At 60.6% G+C, this 18,429-nt stretch carries 10 protein-coding genes, 2 tRNA genes, 2 rRNA genes and 1 pseudogene (1 of these 15 cut by a window edge); 8 read left to right on the top strand and 7 right to left on the bottom strand.

The window, feature by feature from the left end:
* Positions 1-135: 135 nt before the first annotated feature.
* Positions 136-1,002 carry a TIGR02594 family protein gene (locus V1279_RS01910; RefSeq protein WP_334431908.1) on the top strand — a complete coding sequence of 289 codons (867 nt, stop codon included), beginning with the start codon at positions 136-138 and terminating at the stop codon, positions 1,000-1,002.
* Between the two features lie 86 nt (positions 1,003-1,088).
* On the opposite strand, the gene V1279_RS01915 is transcribed toward V1279_RS01910, so the two are convergent.
* Positions 1,089-1,886 (bottom strand): phosphatase PAP2-related protein, encoded by a 798-nt coding sequence (locus tag V1279_RS01915; RefSeq protein ID WP_334431910.1) that lies wholly within the window; start codon positions 1,884-1,886, stop codon positions 1,089-1,091.
* Positions 1,887-2,587: 701 nt separating this feature from the next.
* Here V1279_RS01915 and V1279_RS01920 point away from each other — a divergent pair.
* Complete coding sequence (locus V1279_RS01920; protein ID WP_334431911.1) at positions 2,588-3,313, top strand: HpcH/HpaI aldolase family protein; 726 nt, start codon at positions 2,588-2,590, stop codon at positions 3,311-3,313.
* A 206-nt stretch (positions 3,314-3,519) separates the two neighbouring features.
* Here V1279_RS01920 and V1279_RS01925 read toward each other — a convergent pair whose 3' ends face one another.
* Together V1279_RS01925 and V1279_RS01930 are read right to left on the bottom strand one after the other, a co-directional pair.
* Positions 3,520-3,816 (bottom strand): HU family DNA-binding protein, encoded by a 297-nt coding sequence (locus V1279_RS01925; RefSeq protein ID WP_334431913.1) that lies wholly within the window; start codon positions 3,814-3,816, stop codon positions 3,520-3,522.
* 1,256 nt (positions 3,817-5,072) lie between these two features.
* Positions 5,073-5,861: an MOSC domain-containing protein gene (locus V1279_RS01930; protein ID WP_334431915.1), complete on the bottom strand. Its 789-nt coding sequence runs from the start codon at positions 5,859-5,861 to the stop codon at positions 5,073-5,075.
* Positions 5,862-6,080: 219 nt separating this feature from the next.
* On the opposite strand from V1279_RS01930, the pseudogene clpB reads away from it, so the two are divergent.
* Positions 6,081-8,721 (top strand): annotated as a pseudogene (gene clpB / locus V1279_RS01935) (ATP-dependent chaperone ClpB).
* 45 nt (positions 8,722-8,766) lie between these two features.
* On the opposite strand, the gene V1279_RS01940 reads toward clpB, so the two are convergent.
* Entirely contained in the window at positions 8,767-9,048 is a 282-nt protein-coding gene (locus tag V1279_RS01940) for a hypothetical protein (RefSeq protein WP_334431918.1), read from the bottom strand.
* A gap of 182 nt (positions 9,049-9,230) precedes the next feature.
* Entirely contained in the window at positions 9,231-9,590 is a 360-nt protein-coding gene (locus tag V1279_RS01945) for an SPW repeat protein (RefSeq protein WP_334431920.1), read from the bottom strand.
* A gap of 144 nt (positions 9,591-9,734) precedes the next feature.
* Between V1279_RS01945 and V1279_RS01950 the strand changes: the two genes are divergently transcribed.
* Positions 9,735-10,232: a hypothetical protein gene (locus V1279_RS01950; RefSeq protein WP_334431923.1), complete on the top strand. Its 498-nt coding sequence runs from the start codon at positions 9,735-9,737 to the stop codon at positions 10,230-10,232.
* 5 nt (positions 10,233-10,237) lie between these two features.
* On the opposite strand, the gene V1279_RS01955 is transcribed toward V1279_RS01950, so the two are convergent.
* Together V1279_RS01955 and V1279_RS01960 are read right to left on the bottom strand one after the other, a co-directional pair.
* On the bottom strand, positions 10,238-11,863 hold the full coding sequence (locus V1279_RS01955) for a hypothetical protein (protein ID WP_334431925.1): 1,626 nt from the start codon (positions 11,861-11,863) through the stop codon (positions 10,238-10,240).
* Between the two features lie 179 nt (positions 11,864-12,042).
* Positions 12,043-14,112, bottom strand: a complete 2,070-nt coding sequence (locus V1279_RS01960; RefSeq protein WP_334431927.1) for a M23 family metallopeptidase — start codon at positions 14,110-14,112, stop codon at positions 12,043-12,045.
* 842 nt (positions 14,113-14,954) lie between these two features.
* Between V1279_RS01960 and V1279_RS01965 the strand changes: the two genes are divergently transcribed.
* The 4 genes from V1279_RS01965 to V1279_RS01980 all read left to right on the top strand — a co-directional run.
* Positions 14,955-16,443, top strand: a 16S ribosomal RNA gene (locus V1279_RS01965).
* A 242-nt stretch (positions 16,444-16,685) separates the two neighbouring features.
* Positions 16,686-16,762 (top strand) — tRNA-Ile (locus V1279_RS01970).
* 116 nt (positions 16,763-16,878) lie between these two features.
* Positions 16,879-16,954, top strand: a tRNA-Ala gene (locus tag V1279_RS01975).
* A gap of 392 nt (positions 16,955-17,346) precedes the next feature.
* Positions 17,347-18,429: ribosomal RNA gene (locus V1279_RS01980) — 23S ribosomal RNA — on the top strand; it runs 1,762 nt beyond the window's last position.
* The 16S and 23S rRNA genes sit together here with 2 tRNA genes alongside, the layout of an rRNA operon.

Here is an 18,429-nt window from a genome sequence, read left to right on the forward strand (position 1 = left end):
CGAATCATCGCGGAATCACCCCGAAATCGTTTCCGCGCCGCCACATGAAATCTTCCTCCCGTCACATCGCGACGCAAAACGCCGCCCGCGTTCGTTCGTAGACGAACGCAAAGGGGAAGTGTTAGAGGATCAAGTATGCGTCAGTTGTTTGCGTTTCGCCGGTCGCTTCGTTTCATCGCGCTGGCACTGTGTTCGGCTTCCATCGTCGTATTTGTCTCTCCAGCTGAAGCACGGCCTCACCACGGCGCAGGGCGACACGCCCGGGCCTATCACGCCGGCCATCATGCCAAGCATCATTACGCTCATCGTCACCATCGCCATGCCATCAGGATGTCGCGCTGGAAGCGCGGGGGTGCGCCAATGCAGGCCGGCGGCTTTGCCAACACCAACCCGAGCTTCATGGAAAGCAGCCCCCAGATGGCTGCGCCTGGCGGCTTCAGCGCGCCCAACGCCGTCACTGAGGCGCGCGCCGATCGCGGCCGTCGTGCCCGGCTCAAGCACGCCGCGCACACGTCGCGCTGGGAACGCAGCGTAGCGCAAATGCAGGCGCGCGGTCTTGCCGATGCCAATGCAAGCGTCGCGACGAACGCAAGCGTCGGGGCGAATGCAACCGGGACGCCGACCGGAGGCGCGATGGCCTCTCACTTCACCTCATCGAATGTCGTGGCCGAAGCGCGCCGCTATCTCGGCGGCAACCCGACGGGACGCGGCAGCCTGTGGTGTGCGCGGTTCACCAACATGGTTCTGCAGCACTCCGGCTATCGCGGCACCGGCTCTGATATGGCGAGTTCGTTCGCGAAATACGGCCAGCGCATTTCCGGGCCGCAAGTCGGCGCGATTGCGGTGATGACGCGCGGCCGCCGCGGCGGCCATGTCGGCATCATCACCGGCATCGACGCCAAGGGCAATCCGATCATGATTTCGGGCAACAACGGCAACCGCGTCCGCGAAGCCCCGGTCTCGCGCGGCCGGATCTATGCCTACGTCATGCCGTCGAGCTGAGGCGGATTGCGTTGCATTCTCTTGCCGTTCCTTGACGGGAAGGGGACGCCTTCATCGCGGGACGGGTACGGAATACACGGCAGCGCCTATCCGTTCGGATGACTCAAGTCGGCTTTGGATTGGCCGCTCGGCATCGCTTCGTCTCCGACGACGTGCAGCACAAACGGTTTGGGAGCGCGCTCATGTCCGCTACCGGCCGGCGCCAACGCCTTTCGGCTTGCACGCTTGGGCCGTGGGGCGGTCTGGTTTTCGGAAGAGCGAAACAGCGTGTAGTCGCGCGCAAATAGCCAGCACGAAATTTGGAAGACGCCATGGGTGATGAACAGGGCGGCCAACACATCGATCGAATAGTGATAGTGGCCGAGCAGCACGACTGAGCCGAAGAAGCCGGTCAGCGCGAGATAGAACATTCGCCATTGCGGGATGTGCCAGAAGGCAAGCGCGGCGAGAAACGGCAGGCCGGTGTGGCCGGAGAAGAACAGATCGCTGCCGTAAAAAATCGAGTTGAAGAACGGCGCCGGCTTCTGCGGATCGATCGGCGATGGCGCCATGTGGGTGAGCGCCACGAACACGGCGCGGACCAGCAGAAACAGCGCCATCGCCTTGAGCGCGAATGGCACCCGGTTTGGCCGCCAGGCCAGCAGGCTCGCCGTAATGACGAACGCTGTGAATGTCCCGTAGATGAAGAGAAAGCGCACGTTGAAAGGGCCAACGCGGCTCAGCACAAAATCGGTGACGTAGTTGCTGGCATGGACCGTAGCATAGGTGACCGCGGCGAATATCGCGATGGTGCTGGCGGCGAGGAAAGCTGCGCCCTCGGCCAGCGAGCGCAGATACGCGCGATTGCCCAGCAGCGTTCGGTAGAGCCGTATGGTCTCTTCCATGACGAATGCTCCGTGCGCAAATTTCCGCTGGGGCCAAGCCAATTGTCAACTGGGAGCACGCAACTGTAGTCGTGCGCGCGATAGCCGCGTGTGAAGCACGCCACATCTCGGAAATCCGTCGCGTTGAGCGGTATGATGAGGCCTACCCGATGCTCGCGGGGCTCTCGCGGACGTGAAGATGCTTCGTGGGGCGTGCTGCACGTAACAGTAGAGCCGCCCGACGAAGTCGTTTTCTGAGTGCGACGAAGACATCCTGAAACAAATTGATGGTTCAATGATCTTTGCCTGATTGAGGCATAGGTGCCGTCATGCGCGAAGACATTACTTCTTCCAGTTTCCTTGCTCTTATCATTGTGAGCCTGATTGTGGTTTGCACCGGCTTTCTCGCGCTTGGAATCTGAATCGTTCGCGCGGGAGCGGTTCGACCTTCGCAGCCATGTCGGGGACGTGTGAAACCCGGTATGTTGGTAAGCTCCCTGACATGGTTGGGCCCTGCAATCCAGGCATCGACCCCGCGGATCCTCTTGATCCTGCAGGGCGGGATTGATCAAAGCCAGGGGCCCACGTAGGTTGCATCAAATGCTGATGATCGTCACGGTCTTCGCCATGCTCGGGTGACCATGGAGCACTTCTGGGGAAATGCGTTGCGCCCAAACCCATTGAAACCTCGCCTTGCGTCGGGCGGCTGTGCGTTCGGAACGATGACGTTCGAATTCTTCACGCCCGGCTACCCGACGATCTGCCGCGAGGCAGGCGCTGAGTTCATCCTCTATGATATGGAGCATTCAGGCGTCGGCTTCGAGACCATGAAGGCACAATTCGCATTCTGCCGTGGACTTGATCTGGTGCCTCTCGTCCGCGTTCCCTCGGGCGACTACCATCACATTGCGCGTGCACTCGATATTGGTGCGATGGGCATCATGGTGCCGATGGTCGAAACACCCGAGCAGGCAAGGGCGATCGTTGACTGCACCAGATATCCGCCGGCAGGACGACGTGGCGCCGCTTTCAATGTAGCGGCGCACGATGACTATTCGGGCGGGCCCGAGACCGACAAGATCGCCCAGGCGAACGCCCGCACGATGGTGATCGCGCTCGTTGAGACCGCAACAGGCATCGAGAATGTCGAGGCGATCGCGGCAGTCGACGGCGTCGACGTGGTCTGGCTTGGTCACTACGATCTGACGAACTTCATCGGCATCCCCGGGGAGTTCGACAACCCAAAATTCCATGCCGCCGTCGATAGCCTGGTCAGGGCGTGCAAGAAGCACGGCAAGACGCCGGGCTTTCTCGCCGGCAACGAGCAATGGGCGCGCGATTTTCGTGCCAAGGGCTTTCGCATGATTGCCTACGGCGTTGACACGCTATTGATGCAGGGCGCGCTCGCGCATGGCATCAAGCTGTTGCAGGGAACCGTGACGAATTAGAGCGAAGGGCGAATTGCCGACGAAGGTGGCCTGAAATCAATATCGGTTCGCGGAGAATGAACAGAGTCCGTATTTTTCCGGCCAGACTATCCAATAAATAAAAACAAAAGGCCACGCGGGCATTACACCGCATGGCCTTTGCGAGACTGTAGGGTGTAATGGAATTACCCACAGACGAACGAACACACGTCAGCCAAGCCGCCGCTTCAGACAGCGTCTTTAGCAACCTTCAGGGGTGACGCCCTGACCGACTTGCTGGCTGGCTTGGCCGCAAACTCCATAGGCTCTTTCGTAAAAGGATTTACACCGCTGCGAGCTTCCGTAGCGGGCTTGTTCACGACCGACATTTTGACAAAACCGGGAATGACGAACTCGCCGGATTCATTCAGCTCCTTGTAACCTACGATCGCCATCTGCTCGATGACGGCCTTTACGTCTCCCTTGGAAATCTGCGTTCCCTCTGCAATTGCATCAATTAACTGATTCTTGGTCATCTTGGCCATGATGGGTTCCTTTGTAGAGCTTCATTCAATGCGCATGAGCCACGCTAGGTGCGTCACTCTGTTTAAGACGCGGCAAAGCCACGCAGCACGCTACTCGTTCATGCCTTTGTTCATGAAAGTCCCCGGGCTTAAAACCTATCGAGGCCCAAAACGCAAGAAGCAGCTCGGCGTGCGCTCCATATCTGGCCTGCTCACCAACGCTTTCCTTTGATTGGACCATCGCGGCGCCTCGCTTCGGACGTAATGCCTCATAGGCGTAACAATGCAGATTACTGCAGCCATCGCGCGTGCCAGACATCCAAAGCTATTACGCGGTACGTGCCAAAGCGCTTCTCCTAGAACCGGATGACGAACTGATCGAATGCTGTTGCCGTTGGCACTTAGCTGATACCGCTGTTCAGGACCCGCATATCGCTTCGCTCATGCGGGCTACAATTTCTGCGGACGAACCGTCCAAAACCCGCTGCGCCAAAACGGCGATTTGGTCAGCCATTTCAACGTGATTTGGGTCGTCCAGTCTCGGTTGCAAAAATATTCCGCTTAACGTGTCGGGCAAATCAGTTCTATCAATTCGCCCGTCTCGTCCCGGCAAGAGGGGCGTATCGCGATCGTCACGAACGCGGGATGGGATGCGGTGGACGCAGCAGCGTCAGGCGCGCAGACGGAGTCGCAGGGCAAGTTATCTTGTGAGCGAAAATCCGGCGCGCAGGACGTACGGCGCTGACGCGTACGGCAAAACCGTGTGGTCCTGACACCCGTGGCTGGTGCCAAGCTGCCGGTGGCGACATCGATCCGACCGGATCGATCAGCCATCAAGCCGGCAGCGATGGAGGCAAGACGAATTCGTCTCCAGGGAGAGCGCGGCATAAGCCGTCAAACCATTGCGCAGGGAATGCCGGAGTGCTCCGGCTGTACCTGTATGCTCGTGTGCGCACTTCCTTGTGCACATTGCACACGAGACCGCGGGTGCAGCAAGCACCCGGCATTCCCTGCTCCCTCTCAGGAGGGACAAGGTTCATGGAAAAGCTCGGGCGCTTTGCGTCGCGAGAACGCGAGTTTATGTCCAAATGATAGACGCCGTCATAGCGAGCCAACGGGTCGGCGCGAAGCGCCGCCCGATGACAGGCTCCGCGAAGCAATCCATCTCGCGGCCTAAAGAAGGAATCGTAGGATGGGTGGAGCGCAGCGATACCCATCGGCTCGCGACCGGTATTGATGGGTATCGCTTCGCTCCACCCATCCTACGCGCTGTCGAACTACAGCAACTCCGGCTGCTCCGCCGCGATCGTATCGTCGGCACTAATTGTGCCGCCCTCGATCACCTCGGCATAGATCCCGCAATCGCCGTGACCGAGCCGGCGCTGCAGCGCTTGCGGGATGGCGAGGTCACGCTGGGCCGTATCCGGATCGACATTGACGGCGGCGCAGCGGACGATGCGTTTCACCACCTTGAGTCTCACGTCGCCGATCGCCAGCGTGCGGTCGAGGAGGTCGAATTCGTGCCAGGCCAACCAGCCCTCGACATAGAGGTTGGCGCGGAAGCGAAGCGGATGGACCGGCGCACCCACCATGTCCTCGATGGCGCGGACGCTGGCGAGATTGATGATGGAGACGACCTTGCGGGCGACATCCGAAAAACTGTGGCCCGGACTTTCGAGCACTTTGGGCGGGCCCTTGATCTGACCGGCAAAGGCGGTGGCGAAGAAGTTCTCGATTGTCCGCCGGCCCTCGGGCGTTGCGAGATTGCCTTGGGCCACGATCTGGCCGTTGTGGTTAATCGAGAGAACGTTGCTCGAATCGTCGAAATGGGTGCGCAGGCCGGCCAGCCATTCGTCCCGCATCAGCATCAGGAAGTGCGGTTTCGACAGCCATTTCGGCTCTGCAGGGTCGAAACCGGAAGGGCCGTTTTCGATCGCGTAGCGGCGGTCGGCCAAAAGCGTCTGGCCGGGCTTGAGTTCGGCGCGGCTGAGCTGCTCCGGGGTCAGGCCCTTGACGGGGTAGCGGTAGATCCCGGCGATCCGGGCGGGAAGCGCGGTGGCAGACATGCCGCTTCTTTAAGGGATTCCTGCAGCCCACGCCACCGCTCCAAATTTGTAGCCGTGCCTCTTCCGTTTTTCGCCGCGATGCCCACATTCGAGGCAAGCCTGAAAAGCGGGCGACGACTGCGGCCGGTTGAGGAAAGTCAATGCGGTTCGCGGATACCCAATGAAGATGCCGCAATCATGCCTCAGGGGTGAGGGTGGCATGCCGAGGGAAATAAACCGATGAATATTGAAAAATACACCGAGCGGGCGCGCGGCTTCATCCAGTCTGCGCAATCGCTCGCCATGCGCGACGGACACCAGCAGTTCTCGTCGCTGCATATGCTCAAAGTACTGCTTGATGACAGCGAGGGGCTGGCTGGCGGCCTGATCGACCGCGCCGGCGGTAACTCCCGCGCCATCCTCAAGGCCACCGAGGATGCGCTGAAGAAGCTGCCGAAAGTCTCGGGCAGCGGCGCCGGGCAGATCTATCTAGCCCCCGACATGGCGCGCGCCTTCGATGCGGCGGAGAAGGCCGCCGAAAAGGCCGGCGACAGCTTTGTCACAGTCGAGCGATTACTGCTTGGCCTGACGCTCGAGAAGAACAGCGAGGCCGGCAGCATTCTCGGCAAGGGCGGCGTCACGCCCCAAAACCTCAACGCGGCGATCGAAACGCTGCGCAAGGGCCGCAGCGCAGAAAGCGCCACGGCCGAAAACGCCTATGATGCGCTGAAGAAATATGCCCGCGATCTCACGCAGGCCGCGCGCGACGGCAAGCTCGATCCAGTGATTGGCCGCGACGAGGAAATCCGCCGCACCATCCAGGTGCTGTCCCGCCGCACCAAGAACAACCCCGTGCTGATCGGCGAGCCCGGCGTCGGCAAGACCGCCATCGTCGAGGGCCTGGCGCTGCGCATCCTCAACGGCGACGTGCCCGAAAGCCTGAAGGACAAGAAGCTGCTCTCGCTCGACATGGGCGGGCTGATCGCGGGCGCAAAATACCGCGGCGAATTCGAGGAGCGGCTGAAGGCCGTGCTGCAGGAAGTCACCTCGGCCGAAGGCTCGATCGTCCTGTTCATCGACGAAATGCACACCCTGGTCGGCGCCGGCAAGGCTGACGGAGCGATGGATGCGTCCAACCTGTTGAAGCCCGCATTGGCGCGCGGCGAACTGCATTGCATCGGCGCCACCACGCTCGACGAATACCGCAAGCATGTCGAGAAGGACGCGGCGCTGGCGCGCCGGTTCCAGCCGGTGTTCGTCTCCGAGCCGACCGTCGAGGATACCATCTCGATCCTGCGCGGGCTGAAGGACAAGTATGAGCAGCACCACGGCGTTCGCATCGCCGATTCCGCGCTGGTCGCCGCGACCACGCTGTCGAACCGCTACATCACCGACCGTTTCCTGCCCGACAAGGCGATCGACCTGATGGATGAGGCGGCGGCGCGGCTGAAGATGCAGGTCGATTCCAAGCCCGAAGAGCTCGATTTGATGGACCGGGAAATCATCCGGCTGAAGATCGAGCAGGAAGCGCTGAAAAAGGAAACCGATACCGGCTCGAAAACCCGCCTGCAGACGTTGGAGGAAAGAGCTCGCCGCGCTTGAAAAGCAGTCGGCCGACCTGACCTCGCGCTGGAGCGCGGAGAAGAACAAGCTCTCCAATGCGCAAAAGCTGAAGAGCGAACTCGACGCCTTGCGCATCGAACTCGCCAACGTGCAGCGCCGCGGCGAATTCCAACGCGCGGGCGAACTTGCCTATGGCCGGATTCCCGAGCTCGAAAAGAAGCTCGCCGAGATCGAGGCCAAGGAGGACGTCGGCGAGATGATGGAGGAGGCGGTGACCGCCAACCACATCGCGCAGGTGGTGTCGCGCTGGACCGGCGTTCCCGTCGACAAGATGCTGGAAGGCGAAAGGGACAAGCTCCTGAAGATGGAGGGCTCGCTCGGCAAACGCGTGGTCGGACAGGCCGAAGCCGTGCGTGCGGTGGCAACCGCGGTGCGCCGTTCGCGCGCCGGCCTGCAGGACCCGAACCGGCCGATGGGCTCGTTCATGTTCCTGGGTCCCACCGGCGTCGGCAAGACCGAGCTGACCAAAGCGCTCGCGGAATATCTGTTCAACGACGAGACTGCGATGGTCCGCCTCGACATGTCGGAATACATGGAGAAGCACTCGGTCTCGCGGCTGATCGGCGCGCCTCCCGGCTATGTCGGCTATGACGAGGGCGGGGCTCTCACCGAAGCGGTGCGGCGCAGGCCCTACCAGGTCGTGCTGTTCGACGAGATCGAGAAGGCGCATCCGGATGTCTTCAACGTGCTGCTGCAGGTGCTCGACGACGGCCGCCTGACCGATGGTCAGGGCCGCACCGTCGACTTCCGCAACACGCTGATCATCATGACCTCGAACCTCGGTTCGGAATTCCTGGTCAACCAGCCGGAGGGCGAGGATACCTCAGCGGTGCGCGAGCAGGTGATGGGGATGGTGCGGGCGCATTTCCGGCCCGAATTCCTCAACCGCGTCGACGAGATCATCCTGTTCCACCGCCTGCAGAAGAGCGAGATGGGCCGGATCGTCGAGATCCAGTTCGCGCGGCTGCAGAAGCTGCTGGAGGACCGCAAGGTCACGCTGACGCTCGATGCGGCGGCCCGCGACTGGCTCGCCGCCAAGGGCTGGGATCCCGCCTACGGCGCACGTCCCCTGAAGCGGGTGATCCAGCGCAATCTTCAGGACCCGATGGCCGAGATGATCCTCGCCGGCGAAATCGCCGACGGCGACCGCGTCGTGATCTCGAGCGAAGGCAACGTGCTGACCTTCAACGGCAAGGCGGCGCAGACCGCGGAGATCGCCCCGTTCGAGGCGCCGGTGCCGAAGCGCAAGCTGAACTGACCTAAATGGATGTGCTCCGGCGCGCGCCATGCGTGCCGGGGCATCTCAGCCCTGATCCGTGGAAACGGGCGCTCCCCTTCCATCATCTTCATCTTCGGGCTCAAGCTCTGACAGGATATCTACAAGCTCGCGAACCCGCCCTGTCGCCAGCGGCCGGCCAGAATTCAGCATCGGCTCGTCATTGGCCATCCACGCAAGGGCTTCGGCGAGTTCGTCCGTCGTTGCACCGGTCGCGATGATGTTGGCTATGGTGACGTCGTCGGCCTCGCTGATCGCCTTGGTGATGTCATCCCGCGTAATGCGCTCGGATCCCGACAGGTTCGCCATGGCCATCCTCCATCGAGGTTCTGCCGATGCTGATCAAATGGTCGCTCCCCGTTCAGGTTCCCTCGGCCGCCAATAAAAATGGCGGAGCCGAGCGTCCTCGCCGCACCGTTCGAGTTCATTCACCAACCCGGCGCCGGGCAGATTTGTCCAACGCCGGGCCGGCTTATCCAAAAAGTTTGGCCTCAGCGGCCTGTCGTCAGCCGAGGCGGGTTCTGGGACATCATCCAGAGTTCGATCGCCGCCAGGATCGCCACGGCCGCGCCGATCACCACATGCACGGTCATCGCGGTGGTTCCCTGGAAGCCCAGGACCCAAGGCGAAACCAGCGCCCAAAGTCCGACGACAAGGTTCAACCACTCTTCCCAGACCGCGAATGCCGCCAGTGCCGCGACCGCAAGGACCGCGATAACGAGACCGGTAATATTAGCATTCGCAGAGACCGTTCCGCTGTCGAACCCAAATATCCAGGGCGATAACAGAAGAATCGCACCAAGTACCAGATTCGCGACGTCACAGAATTTTGCGTTCGTCCAGTTCTCCATGACAGCCTCCATTGGAGGTTTTCCTATGCAAATCAACCGGATGACCGCGTGCCGGTTCCACTGCCGGGGGAAAATTTGATGAAACCGGCGTGGCCACGGTCGGTTGGTGCCTGAGCAGGGGCTCCGGTAGAAATCTTCGGGCGAATGCGGGTCGCAGTGTTGCGGCGCGAACAGGGTCGTCGCGGCGCGAACCGGGTTGCCCAGCCGGTCCCGATGCAGGAGGCGCTTTTTATGACCAGGGAACTCGTTACCCGCAACACCCCCGTGTTCGATCAGTTTCACCCGGGCATTTACCGCGCTGCGGTCGGCCTTGTCGTTTGGTTCGCCGCCGCGGCCTGGATCTTGTTCGACCGCCAAAGCGACATCGGGCTTCCGCTCGCGATGGTGAGTGTCCTGCTGCTGGTCGCCGTGATGCTGCCTTGGTCGCTGTCCCTGGTCTGGAGTAGGCACCGGATGCCCCATGAGCGGGATCCGAACAGCATTTCACTGCGCGATTGGAGAAGGGGCGACTTCGTGGTCTGGGGCGGCCGGCTTCATGGCACGCAGGCCGCCATCGACATGCTGCTGCCGCTTGCGGCCGTGGCATTCGGTCTGACGGCGCTGGGAATCGTCTTTCTAATCTGCGCCAACGGCGCTCGCTAGCGCGCCTATTTCCTCACCACCTTGTAAAGCGCGTTCTCCAGATCCGACGAGAAATAGATCACCCCCGTAGCCCCAACGCCGACGCCGGTCGGGATGTTGCTCGGCAGTCCGCCGGGCGCGGCCGGCAATCCGATCGGCAGGTTGGCGGCGATCTCGGTGATGGTGCCATTCGCCGGGTCGATCTGGATAATCCGCTTGGCGCCGACCTCGGCCACGATCAGCTTGCCGTCAGGCGCCAGCGCGATGCCCTCGGGTCCCTTCAGATCCCTGGCAACCACGGACCTCTCGCCGTTGGCTTCCACCTTCGACACCTGGCCGGCAAAGGCTTCGGTCAGATAGACCGTGCCGCCCGATCCGGCGGCGAGCCCGACCGGCCCTTCGAGGCCACCGATCACGATGGTGCGGTCCTTGCCGTGCTCGCCGCTGGCGCGGACCAGCGATTTGCTGCCGAGCTCGTTGACGAGAATGCTGCCGTCGCCAAGCTTGACCGCGTCGTGCGGCGCCTTGAAACCGTGCAGCATCTCCTTGGTCTTGCCGGTCTTGCGGTCGATCAGCTGCACCGTGCCGGTGAACCAGCTCGACAGCAGCACATCGTCGCCCTTGGCGGTGGCGCTCATCGGATATTCCAGCGTCACGCCGTCGGCATGCATGCGGGCGGGTTCGGAGACCTCGCCGGTCGCGCCATCCACGGTGCGGTAGGCGAACACGTCGGCGATGTAGATCGTGTCCTTGCCGCCGTCGGAGACGACGCCGATGCCGCCGGGCAGCGCCAGCTTGCCCGATATCACCTGTTTGGCATTGCCGGTTGCCGGATCGACCTCCTGAATGCCGTTGTCGGCCATGTTGGAGACGAAGATGCGGTCCTTGTCGTCGATCGCGAGATTGTCGAGCGAGGGCTTGAGCTGCGCGACCATTTTCTTGGCCCCGGTCTTCGGATCGACCCGCACCAACTGGCCGAGGGCGGTATCGACCACCCAGAGATTGCCCTTGGAATCGAAATTGACCGCCGCCGGAATCTTGAAGCCGTCGGCGACCACGGAGAGCTCGGCCTTGTCGACGTCGACCTTGGCGACCTGGCCCTTGAACCACAGCGGGCCGTAGAGCTTGTCGTCCGGCCCGAATTCGAAGCCGTTGAGGCCGCCCATCTTCTCCATGATCTTGCGCGGCGGCTTGACGCCCTCGACGTCGATCTCATAGAGCGCGTCGCCGAGGAAAACCTGCGTCGCGTATAGCCGCCCGTCCTTGCGGAACGCGAGCGAGTTGATGCCGGGCAGGCCGGAGGCGAGTTTCTTCACCGGGCCGTCGCCCTTGCGCGAATAGAGATCGCCGGTGAGGAAGGCGGTCCACGCCATGGTGCCGTCGGGGGCAAACGCGATGTCGTCGGACATGCCTTCCGGGGAGGGGACCGCAATCTTCGACGCGCCGTTATTGCGATCGACCTCGTAGACCGCGGCGCCCGCGACGCTGCCGGCGAACAGGCGGCCGGACTTGTCGATTCCGAGCCCGTGTACGCCATGAAACGCCGAGCCCGGAACCAGCTTGGTAACCTCGTAGGTCTGCGCCGATGCGCCGGCCGTGTTCCCAAGAACGATCGCCGCAACAGTTGTTGCGAGTGCGAGTCTGCTGGTCATGACGCTTCCTCCCACGGATTTTATGGGAGGCAGTATTTGTCGCGGCGAGCGGTTTGGCAAACAAAGCTGCCGGGCGCCTGCGCGACCGCTGCCATAAATCCGACACGCGGCGTGAGAAGCCGTGTCCGATCCCAAAGATCTTATCGAAGGCTCAGCGGCTGCTTCAGCGGCTTACTTGTTCAGCGGCTCACTTGCCGCGTCTGCGGCGTGGCGCCGGCGGCTTCGGAGACGCGGGCCGCACTGCCGCGGTTGTTCATCTGGACATCGAGCCGGTCGCGCTCTTTTTCGAAGTTCGCCATCATCACGCCTTCGAGCGAGCGACCGCGCGGCAGCTTGACACGCATCGGGTCCACGAAGCGGCCGTTGACCAGGATTTCGTAGTGGACATGGGCGCCGGTCGACATGCCCGTCGACCCGACGAAGCCGATCACCTGGCCCTGGCGCACGCGCTTGCCGGGCTCCATGCCCTTGGCGAAGGCCGACATGTGGCCATAGGCGGTCTCGTAGCCGTTGTTGTGTTTCAGGCGGACATATTTGCCGTAGCCGCCTTCCCAGCCGACCTTCTCGACCACGCCGTTGCCGGAGGCGAAAATCGGCGTGCCGTAGGGGGTGGCCCAGTCCACGCCGGTGTGCATCTTGGTATAGCCCAGGATCGGATGGCGGCGGCCGCCGAAGCCCGAACGCATGATCGCGTTGCTGACAGGTTTGCGCACCAGGAACTTCTTCGCGCTCTTGCCGGTCTCGTCGTAAAAGTCGACGACGGAATCGTCGGGGGTCTGGAAACGATAATACTTCTTCGTCTCGCCGCCGACGGTGAGCGAGGCGAACAGCACCTCTGTCTTTTCGGTGCTGGGTGTGCCTTCGTCATCGCCGGCGAAGAATACGTCGAAGGAATCGCCTGGCTGCACCTTGCGCTGGAAGTCGACGTCGTAAGAGTAGATGCGGACCATGTCTTCGATCACGGCGGCCGGCACCTTGTTGCGCAGGGCGGTCTCGTAGATGCTCTGGTAGAGCCGGACGCCGCTGCCATCATCCTCATCGTCATCGTCGTCGTCCTTGCCGGCGGGGGCTTCGGCGACGGTATTCATGCTCTGCACATCGACGGCGACGTATTTGCCGACGTCCGACAGTGCGGCGACGGCTTCGACGGTGGTCTCGTTGGCGACGACCACGCGATAGGGCTGCAGCCGGGCGCCGGGTCCAAGGCCGGAGGGCGCCATCAGGATGCGGACCTTCTGGCCTTCCTTCAGCCCGCCGTCGCGGCCGCGCGGGCCAAGGGTCAGCGCAACCGCCCTGGCTTCGTCGGGTGTCGCGCCCAGGTCGCGCAGGATCGAAGCGACCGTGTCGCCCTTCTTCACGACGTGAACGCGTTCGCCTGACGGGTTGCCGCCGGTGATCTGGTCCTTGGTCTTCGGCAGCAAGGTGACGTTTTCCGGCACCACGCGGGTTTCAAAGCCGGCATAGGGATCGGAGACGTTGCCTTCGGTGGCGTAGGCGAGCTTGAGATCGGACTGCACGCCGCTGGCATCGGCTGCGGCATTGGCAAGCGACGTGTAGCGGACGCCGCCTGAGCCGCGCCAGCTCGCGGCATCGCGTACCCGCATCAAGACCTCATCGAGCGCGACCACGGCGGCGAGTTTCGCCTTTGGCAGCACCGTGGCGAGATCCTTGGTAACGAAGGAAACCTCGGCGTCGGGTTCGACGGCCTCGGGATTGTTCGGATCCTCGGAAGCGGCCTGCGTCGGGGTGCCGACATCGATCAGCATGCGCTGGGCGTTGAACGGCGGGATCCTGGAGCTGAGATCGCTCGTCGTCATCGACAGATTGCCGGAGATGCGGACGAACGGCCGTACCCGCATCACATCGCGGTTGCCGACGCGGGTGACGGTCGATACCCGCATCACATTGCGTGAGGCGGTGGATTCGCCGGGCGGCGGCAGGCGGTCGCTCTTGTGCAGGGTGGCGGTGCGATCGTTGGCGCCGAACGCCCCGCGCAACGCGCCTTCGACGCGCTCCGGCACCTTGGCAAAGGTCATTTCGCCGTCGAGCGACGCAAAAACGGCGCCGCCGATGAGGGCCGCGCCGCACAGACCGGTCAGGATAGTGCCGCTAAACCATTGTACGGAGACACGGCGGCGATCGATCACCGCGGCCTCGGAGCCATCGACGGAAAGTGGCGGCTCGTGACCGAGATCGATGATCCCGGTCTCGCGTCCATAGCCGCTCCCGCGTGGCGCCCTCTGGCTCAACCCTGTATCCCCCCAAATTCCATCGACATCCGACAAGACCCTCGCCCGATCCAGACCCCACGTTTCCGCCCTTTTGAGGGAGCGATCCCGGAGCATGGCGTTGCCGCACGCATGGAAATTCGGGAATCAGAGGCCGGAATGAAGACCGGCCACAGTCTCGAACGTCAATGGTGAGCAGATCTCTCGAAGTTTCCTGGCCGCGTGGGAAAGGCGACGGGTTCCTCGATACCGCCTGTCCCGGGTAGTTGAACGCCGGCAGCCCCCACTGGCACCGACGATTCAATGCATACCTTATAGTCAGAACGTCGCAGGAATGTGGCTCAAGTGCGGCCAAAGGCCCGAAACATAGGGACTTCTTGGCGTCCCAAAATTCTTCGACGTGATGCGACAATTTGTTGACGATGGGCGTTGACAACCCCGATCGGGCGGGCCTATAACCCGGCCACTGAGCGCGGCGATGCATTGGCCCCGAGGCCAAGGCAACTTTTCGCGCCCCGTAAGCTCCTCATTACGATGAGTGACTCAACAGCCGATAACAGTCGGTTGTTATTTGTCGTCGGATGAGGTGCTCGGGAACCTTCCAGAAGTGGAAGGGTGGGGTCCCAGTGATCCCGGGCTGTTTGACAAGTGAAGATGAAGAAAGAGAAACGTGGACGGCGGAGTCCTTGCGTAGTCTCGAATGCTTGAAAACTTCGGTTTTCATCTTTCGAGGCTGGACGAAAGACTTCGGCGGTACACGTTTACATAGGTTACACCATCGTCGTCCGCGATGTGAATCGCAGGCGATAAATATGGTGGGACCTCGTCAAACGTTGTGATCAGCCGGTTTAAAGTTTCAAGTCCAACTTGAGAGTTTGATCCTGGCTCAGAGCGAACGCTGGCGGCAGGCTTAACACATGCAAGTCGAGCGGGCGTAGCAATACGTCAGCGGCAGACGGGTGAGTAACGCGTGGGAACGTACCTTTTGGTTCGGAACAACACAGGGAAACTTGTGCTAATACCGGATAAGCCCTTACGGGGAAAGATTTATCGCCGAAAGATCGGCCCGCGTCTGATTAGCTAGTTGGTGAGGTAATGGCTCACCAAGGCGACGATCAGTAGCTGGTCTGAGAGGATGATCAGCCACATTGGGACTGAGACACGGCCCAAACTCCTACGGGAGGCAGCAGTGGGGAATATTGGACAATGGGCGCAAGCCTGATCCAGCCATGCCGCGTGAGTGATGAAGGCCCTAGGGTTGTAAAGCTCTTTTGTGCGGGAAGATAATGACGGTACCGCAAGAATAAGCCCCGGCTAACTTCGTGCCAGCAGCCGCGGTAATACGAAGGGGGCTAGCGTTGCTCGGAATCACTGGGCGTAAAGGGTGCGTAGGCGGGTCTTTAAGTCAGGGGTGAAATCCTGGAGCTCAACTCCAGAACTGCCTTTGATACTGAAGATCTTGAGTTCGGGAGAGGTGAGTGGAACTGCGAGTGTAGAGGTGAAATTCGTAGATATTCGCAAGAACACCAGTGGCGAAGGCGGCTCACTGGCCCGATACTGACGCTGAGGCACGAAAGCGTGGGGAGCAAACAGGATTAGATACCCTGGTAGTCCACGCCGTAAACGATGAATGCCAGCCGTTAGTGGGTTTACTCACTAGTGGCGCAGCTAACGCTTTAAGCATTCCGCCTGGGGAGTACGGTCGCAAGATTAAAACTCAAAGGAATTGACGGGGGCCCGCACAAGCGGTGGAGCATGTGGTTTAATTCGACGCAACGCGCAGAACCTTACCAGCCCTTGACATCCCGGTCGCGGGCTCCAGAGATGGAGTCCTTCAGTTCGGCTGGACCGGAGACAGGTGCTGCATGGCTGTCGTCAGCTCGTGTCGTGAGATGTTGGGTTAAGTCCCGCAACGAGCGCAACCCCCGTCCTTAGTTGCTACCATTTAGTTGAGCACTCTAAGGAGACTGCCGGTGATAAGCCGCGAGGAAGGTGGGGATGACGTCAAGTCCTCATGGCCCTTACGGGCTGGGCTACACACGTGCTACAATGGCGGTGACAATGGGATGCTAAGGGGCGACCCTTCGCAAATCTCAAAAAGCCGTCTCAGTTCGGATTGGGCTCTGCAACTCGAGCCCATGAAGTTGGAATCGCTAGTAATCGTGGATCAGCACGCCACGGTGAATACGTTCCCGGGCCTTGTACACACCGCCCGTCACACCATGGGAGTTGGTTTTACCTGAAGACGGTGCGCTAACCGAAAGGGGGCAGCCGGCCACGGTAGGGTCAGCGACTGGGGTGAAGTCGTAACAAGGTAGCCGTAGGGGAACCTGCGGCTGGATCACCTCCTTTCTAAGGATGGTTCTTCAGAAGCTTGCTTCTATCGAACCGTTTTAGAAACATCAGTGGCCAACGATCGTCAGGATTGTTGAGCTGCATTGGCGGGATTTCGCCGTCTACGTTTCTCTTTCTTCGCGGACGAACACGCGCCAGGGGCTTAGCGCTGTGCGAAGGTTTGGCGCTTGTGCGATGCATTGGCGTGAGCCGATTGCGCGCGAGCATGTCCCTGACCCTTCCATGGGAAGGAGCGTTAGGGGCTTGTAGCTCAGTTGGTTAGAGCGCGCGCTTGATAAGCGTGAGGTCGGAAGTTCAAGTCTTCCCAGGCCCACCAGCCTTCGCTGGCTTCGCCAGCTACGGCTAGGCAAGCCGGGTGAAGGCGAAGGCTGCCACGTCGTAGCTCGAAGAGCGAAGACGGGCGCTGAGAGCGTAGCATTCGTCTTCTGGTACGGGGCCATAGCTCAGCTGGGAGAGCGCGTGCTTTGCAAGCATGAGGTCGTCGGTTCGATCCCGTCTGGCTCCACCAGATAAGATCGAAGATCGAGAACGCCTCGAATAATCGTCCGCGAAACATCACTTCGCATGTCGCATCCTACGGGATGCGCGTGCGTGATATCTGACATCGTAAAGAGGAGATCGATCCGAGTTTGGGATCTGCAACGCAATTTGCGGAATCTCATTCCTAATCTCCAGATCATTTCGGCGCTCGCTCATCGCAAGATGAGTGAGTTGTAAATGATCTTTGTAGCGAAGCTTGACCGCCTCGCTATCGGGTTGATCTTACGAAGCAAGCTGGTCTTTCTAATCATTGTCCGGCCGTACATAGCATTCATCGAGGGTGCGCGTTTTGAGGTTTCGATCTCAAGGCAATTGTGCGGACAACATTCTGCCGAGTGTGTGGACATTGATAATGAGAGCAATCAAGTGCCTTAAGGGTGTTCGGTGGATGCCTTGGCGCTGAGAGGCGATGAAGGACGTGCTACGCTGCGATAAGCCGTGGGGAGCTGCGAAGAAGCTTTGATCCACGGATTTCCGAATGGGGAAACCCACCTTCGATAGCTGGAACTCCAAGATCTCGTATCTTGGGGTTTGAACAGCAATGTTTGAGACCAAGCCGTGAGGTTTTGGATTTCCAGTTATCAAGTGAAGGTATGAAATCTCTGAATTCATAGGAGGTTTTAAGCGAACCCAGGGAACTGAAACATCTAAGTACCTGGAGGAAAGGACATCAACAGAGACTCCGTTAGTAGTGGCGAGCGAACGCGGACCAGGCCAGTGATACATCAAAGACAACCGGAACCTGTCAGGAAAGCAGGGCCTTAGAGGGTGATAGCCCCGTACGGGTAATGCGATGATGTATCCATGAGTAAGGCGGGACACGTGTAATCCTGTCTGAACACGGGGGGACCACCCTCCAAGCCTAAGTACTCCTCAGCGACCGATAGTGAACCAGTACCGTGAGGGAAAGGTGAAAAGCACCCCGACGAGGGGAGTGAAATAGACCTGAAACCGGACACCTACAAACAGACGGAGCCCAAGATACGTTCTGGGTGACGTCGTACCTTTTGTATTATGGGCCAGCGACTTAATTTAACGAGCAAGCTTAAGCCGATAGGCGTATGCGCAGCGAAAGCGAGTCTGAATAGGGCGTCAAGTTCGTTGTATTAGACCCGAAACCTAGTGATCTAGCCATGAGCAGGTTGAAGGTGAGGTAACACTCACTGGAGGACCGAACGGGTGTCTGTTGAAAAAGACTCCGATGACTTGTGGTTAGGGGTGAAAGGCCAATCAAACTGGGAAATAGCTGGTTCTCCGCGAAAGATATTTAGGTATCGCCTCGCATGAATGCTTCGGGGGGTAGAGCACTGGATGGGCTAGGGGGACTTACCGTCTTACCAAACCCAACCAAACTCCGAATACCCGAAAGCAATATGCGGGAGTCACACGGCGGGTGCTAACGTCCGTCGTGGAGAGGGAAACAACCCGGACCTACAGCTAAGG

The sequence above is a fragment of the Bradyrhizobium sp. AZCC 1610 genome, assembly GCF_036924515.1.
In the GTDB taxonomy this organism is placed as follows: domain Bacteria; phylum Pseudomonadota; class Alphaproteobacteria; order Rhizobiales; family Xanthobacteraceae; genus Bradyrhizobium.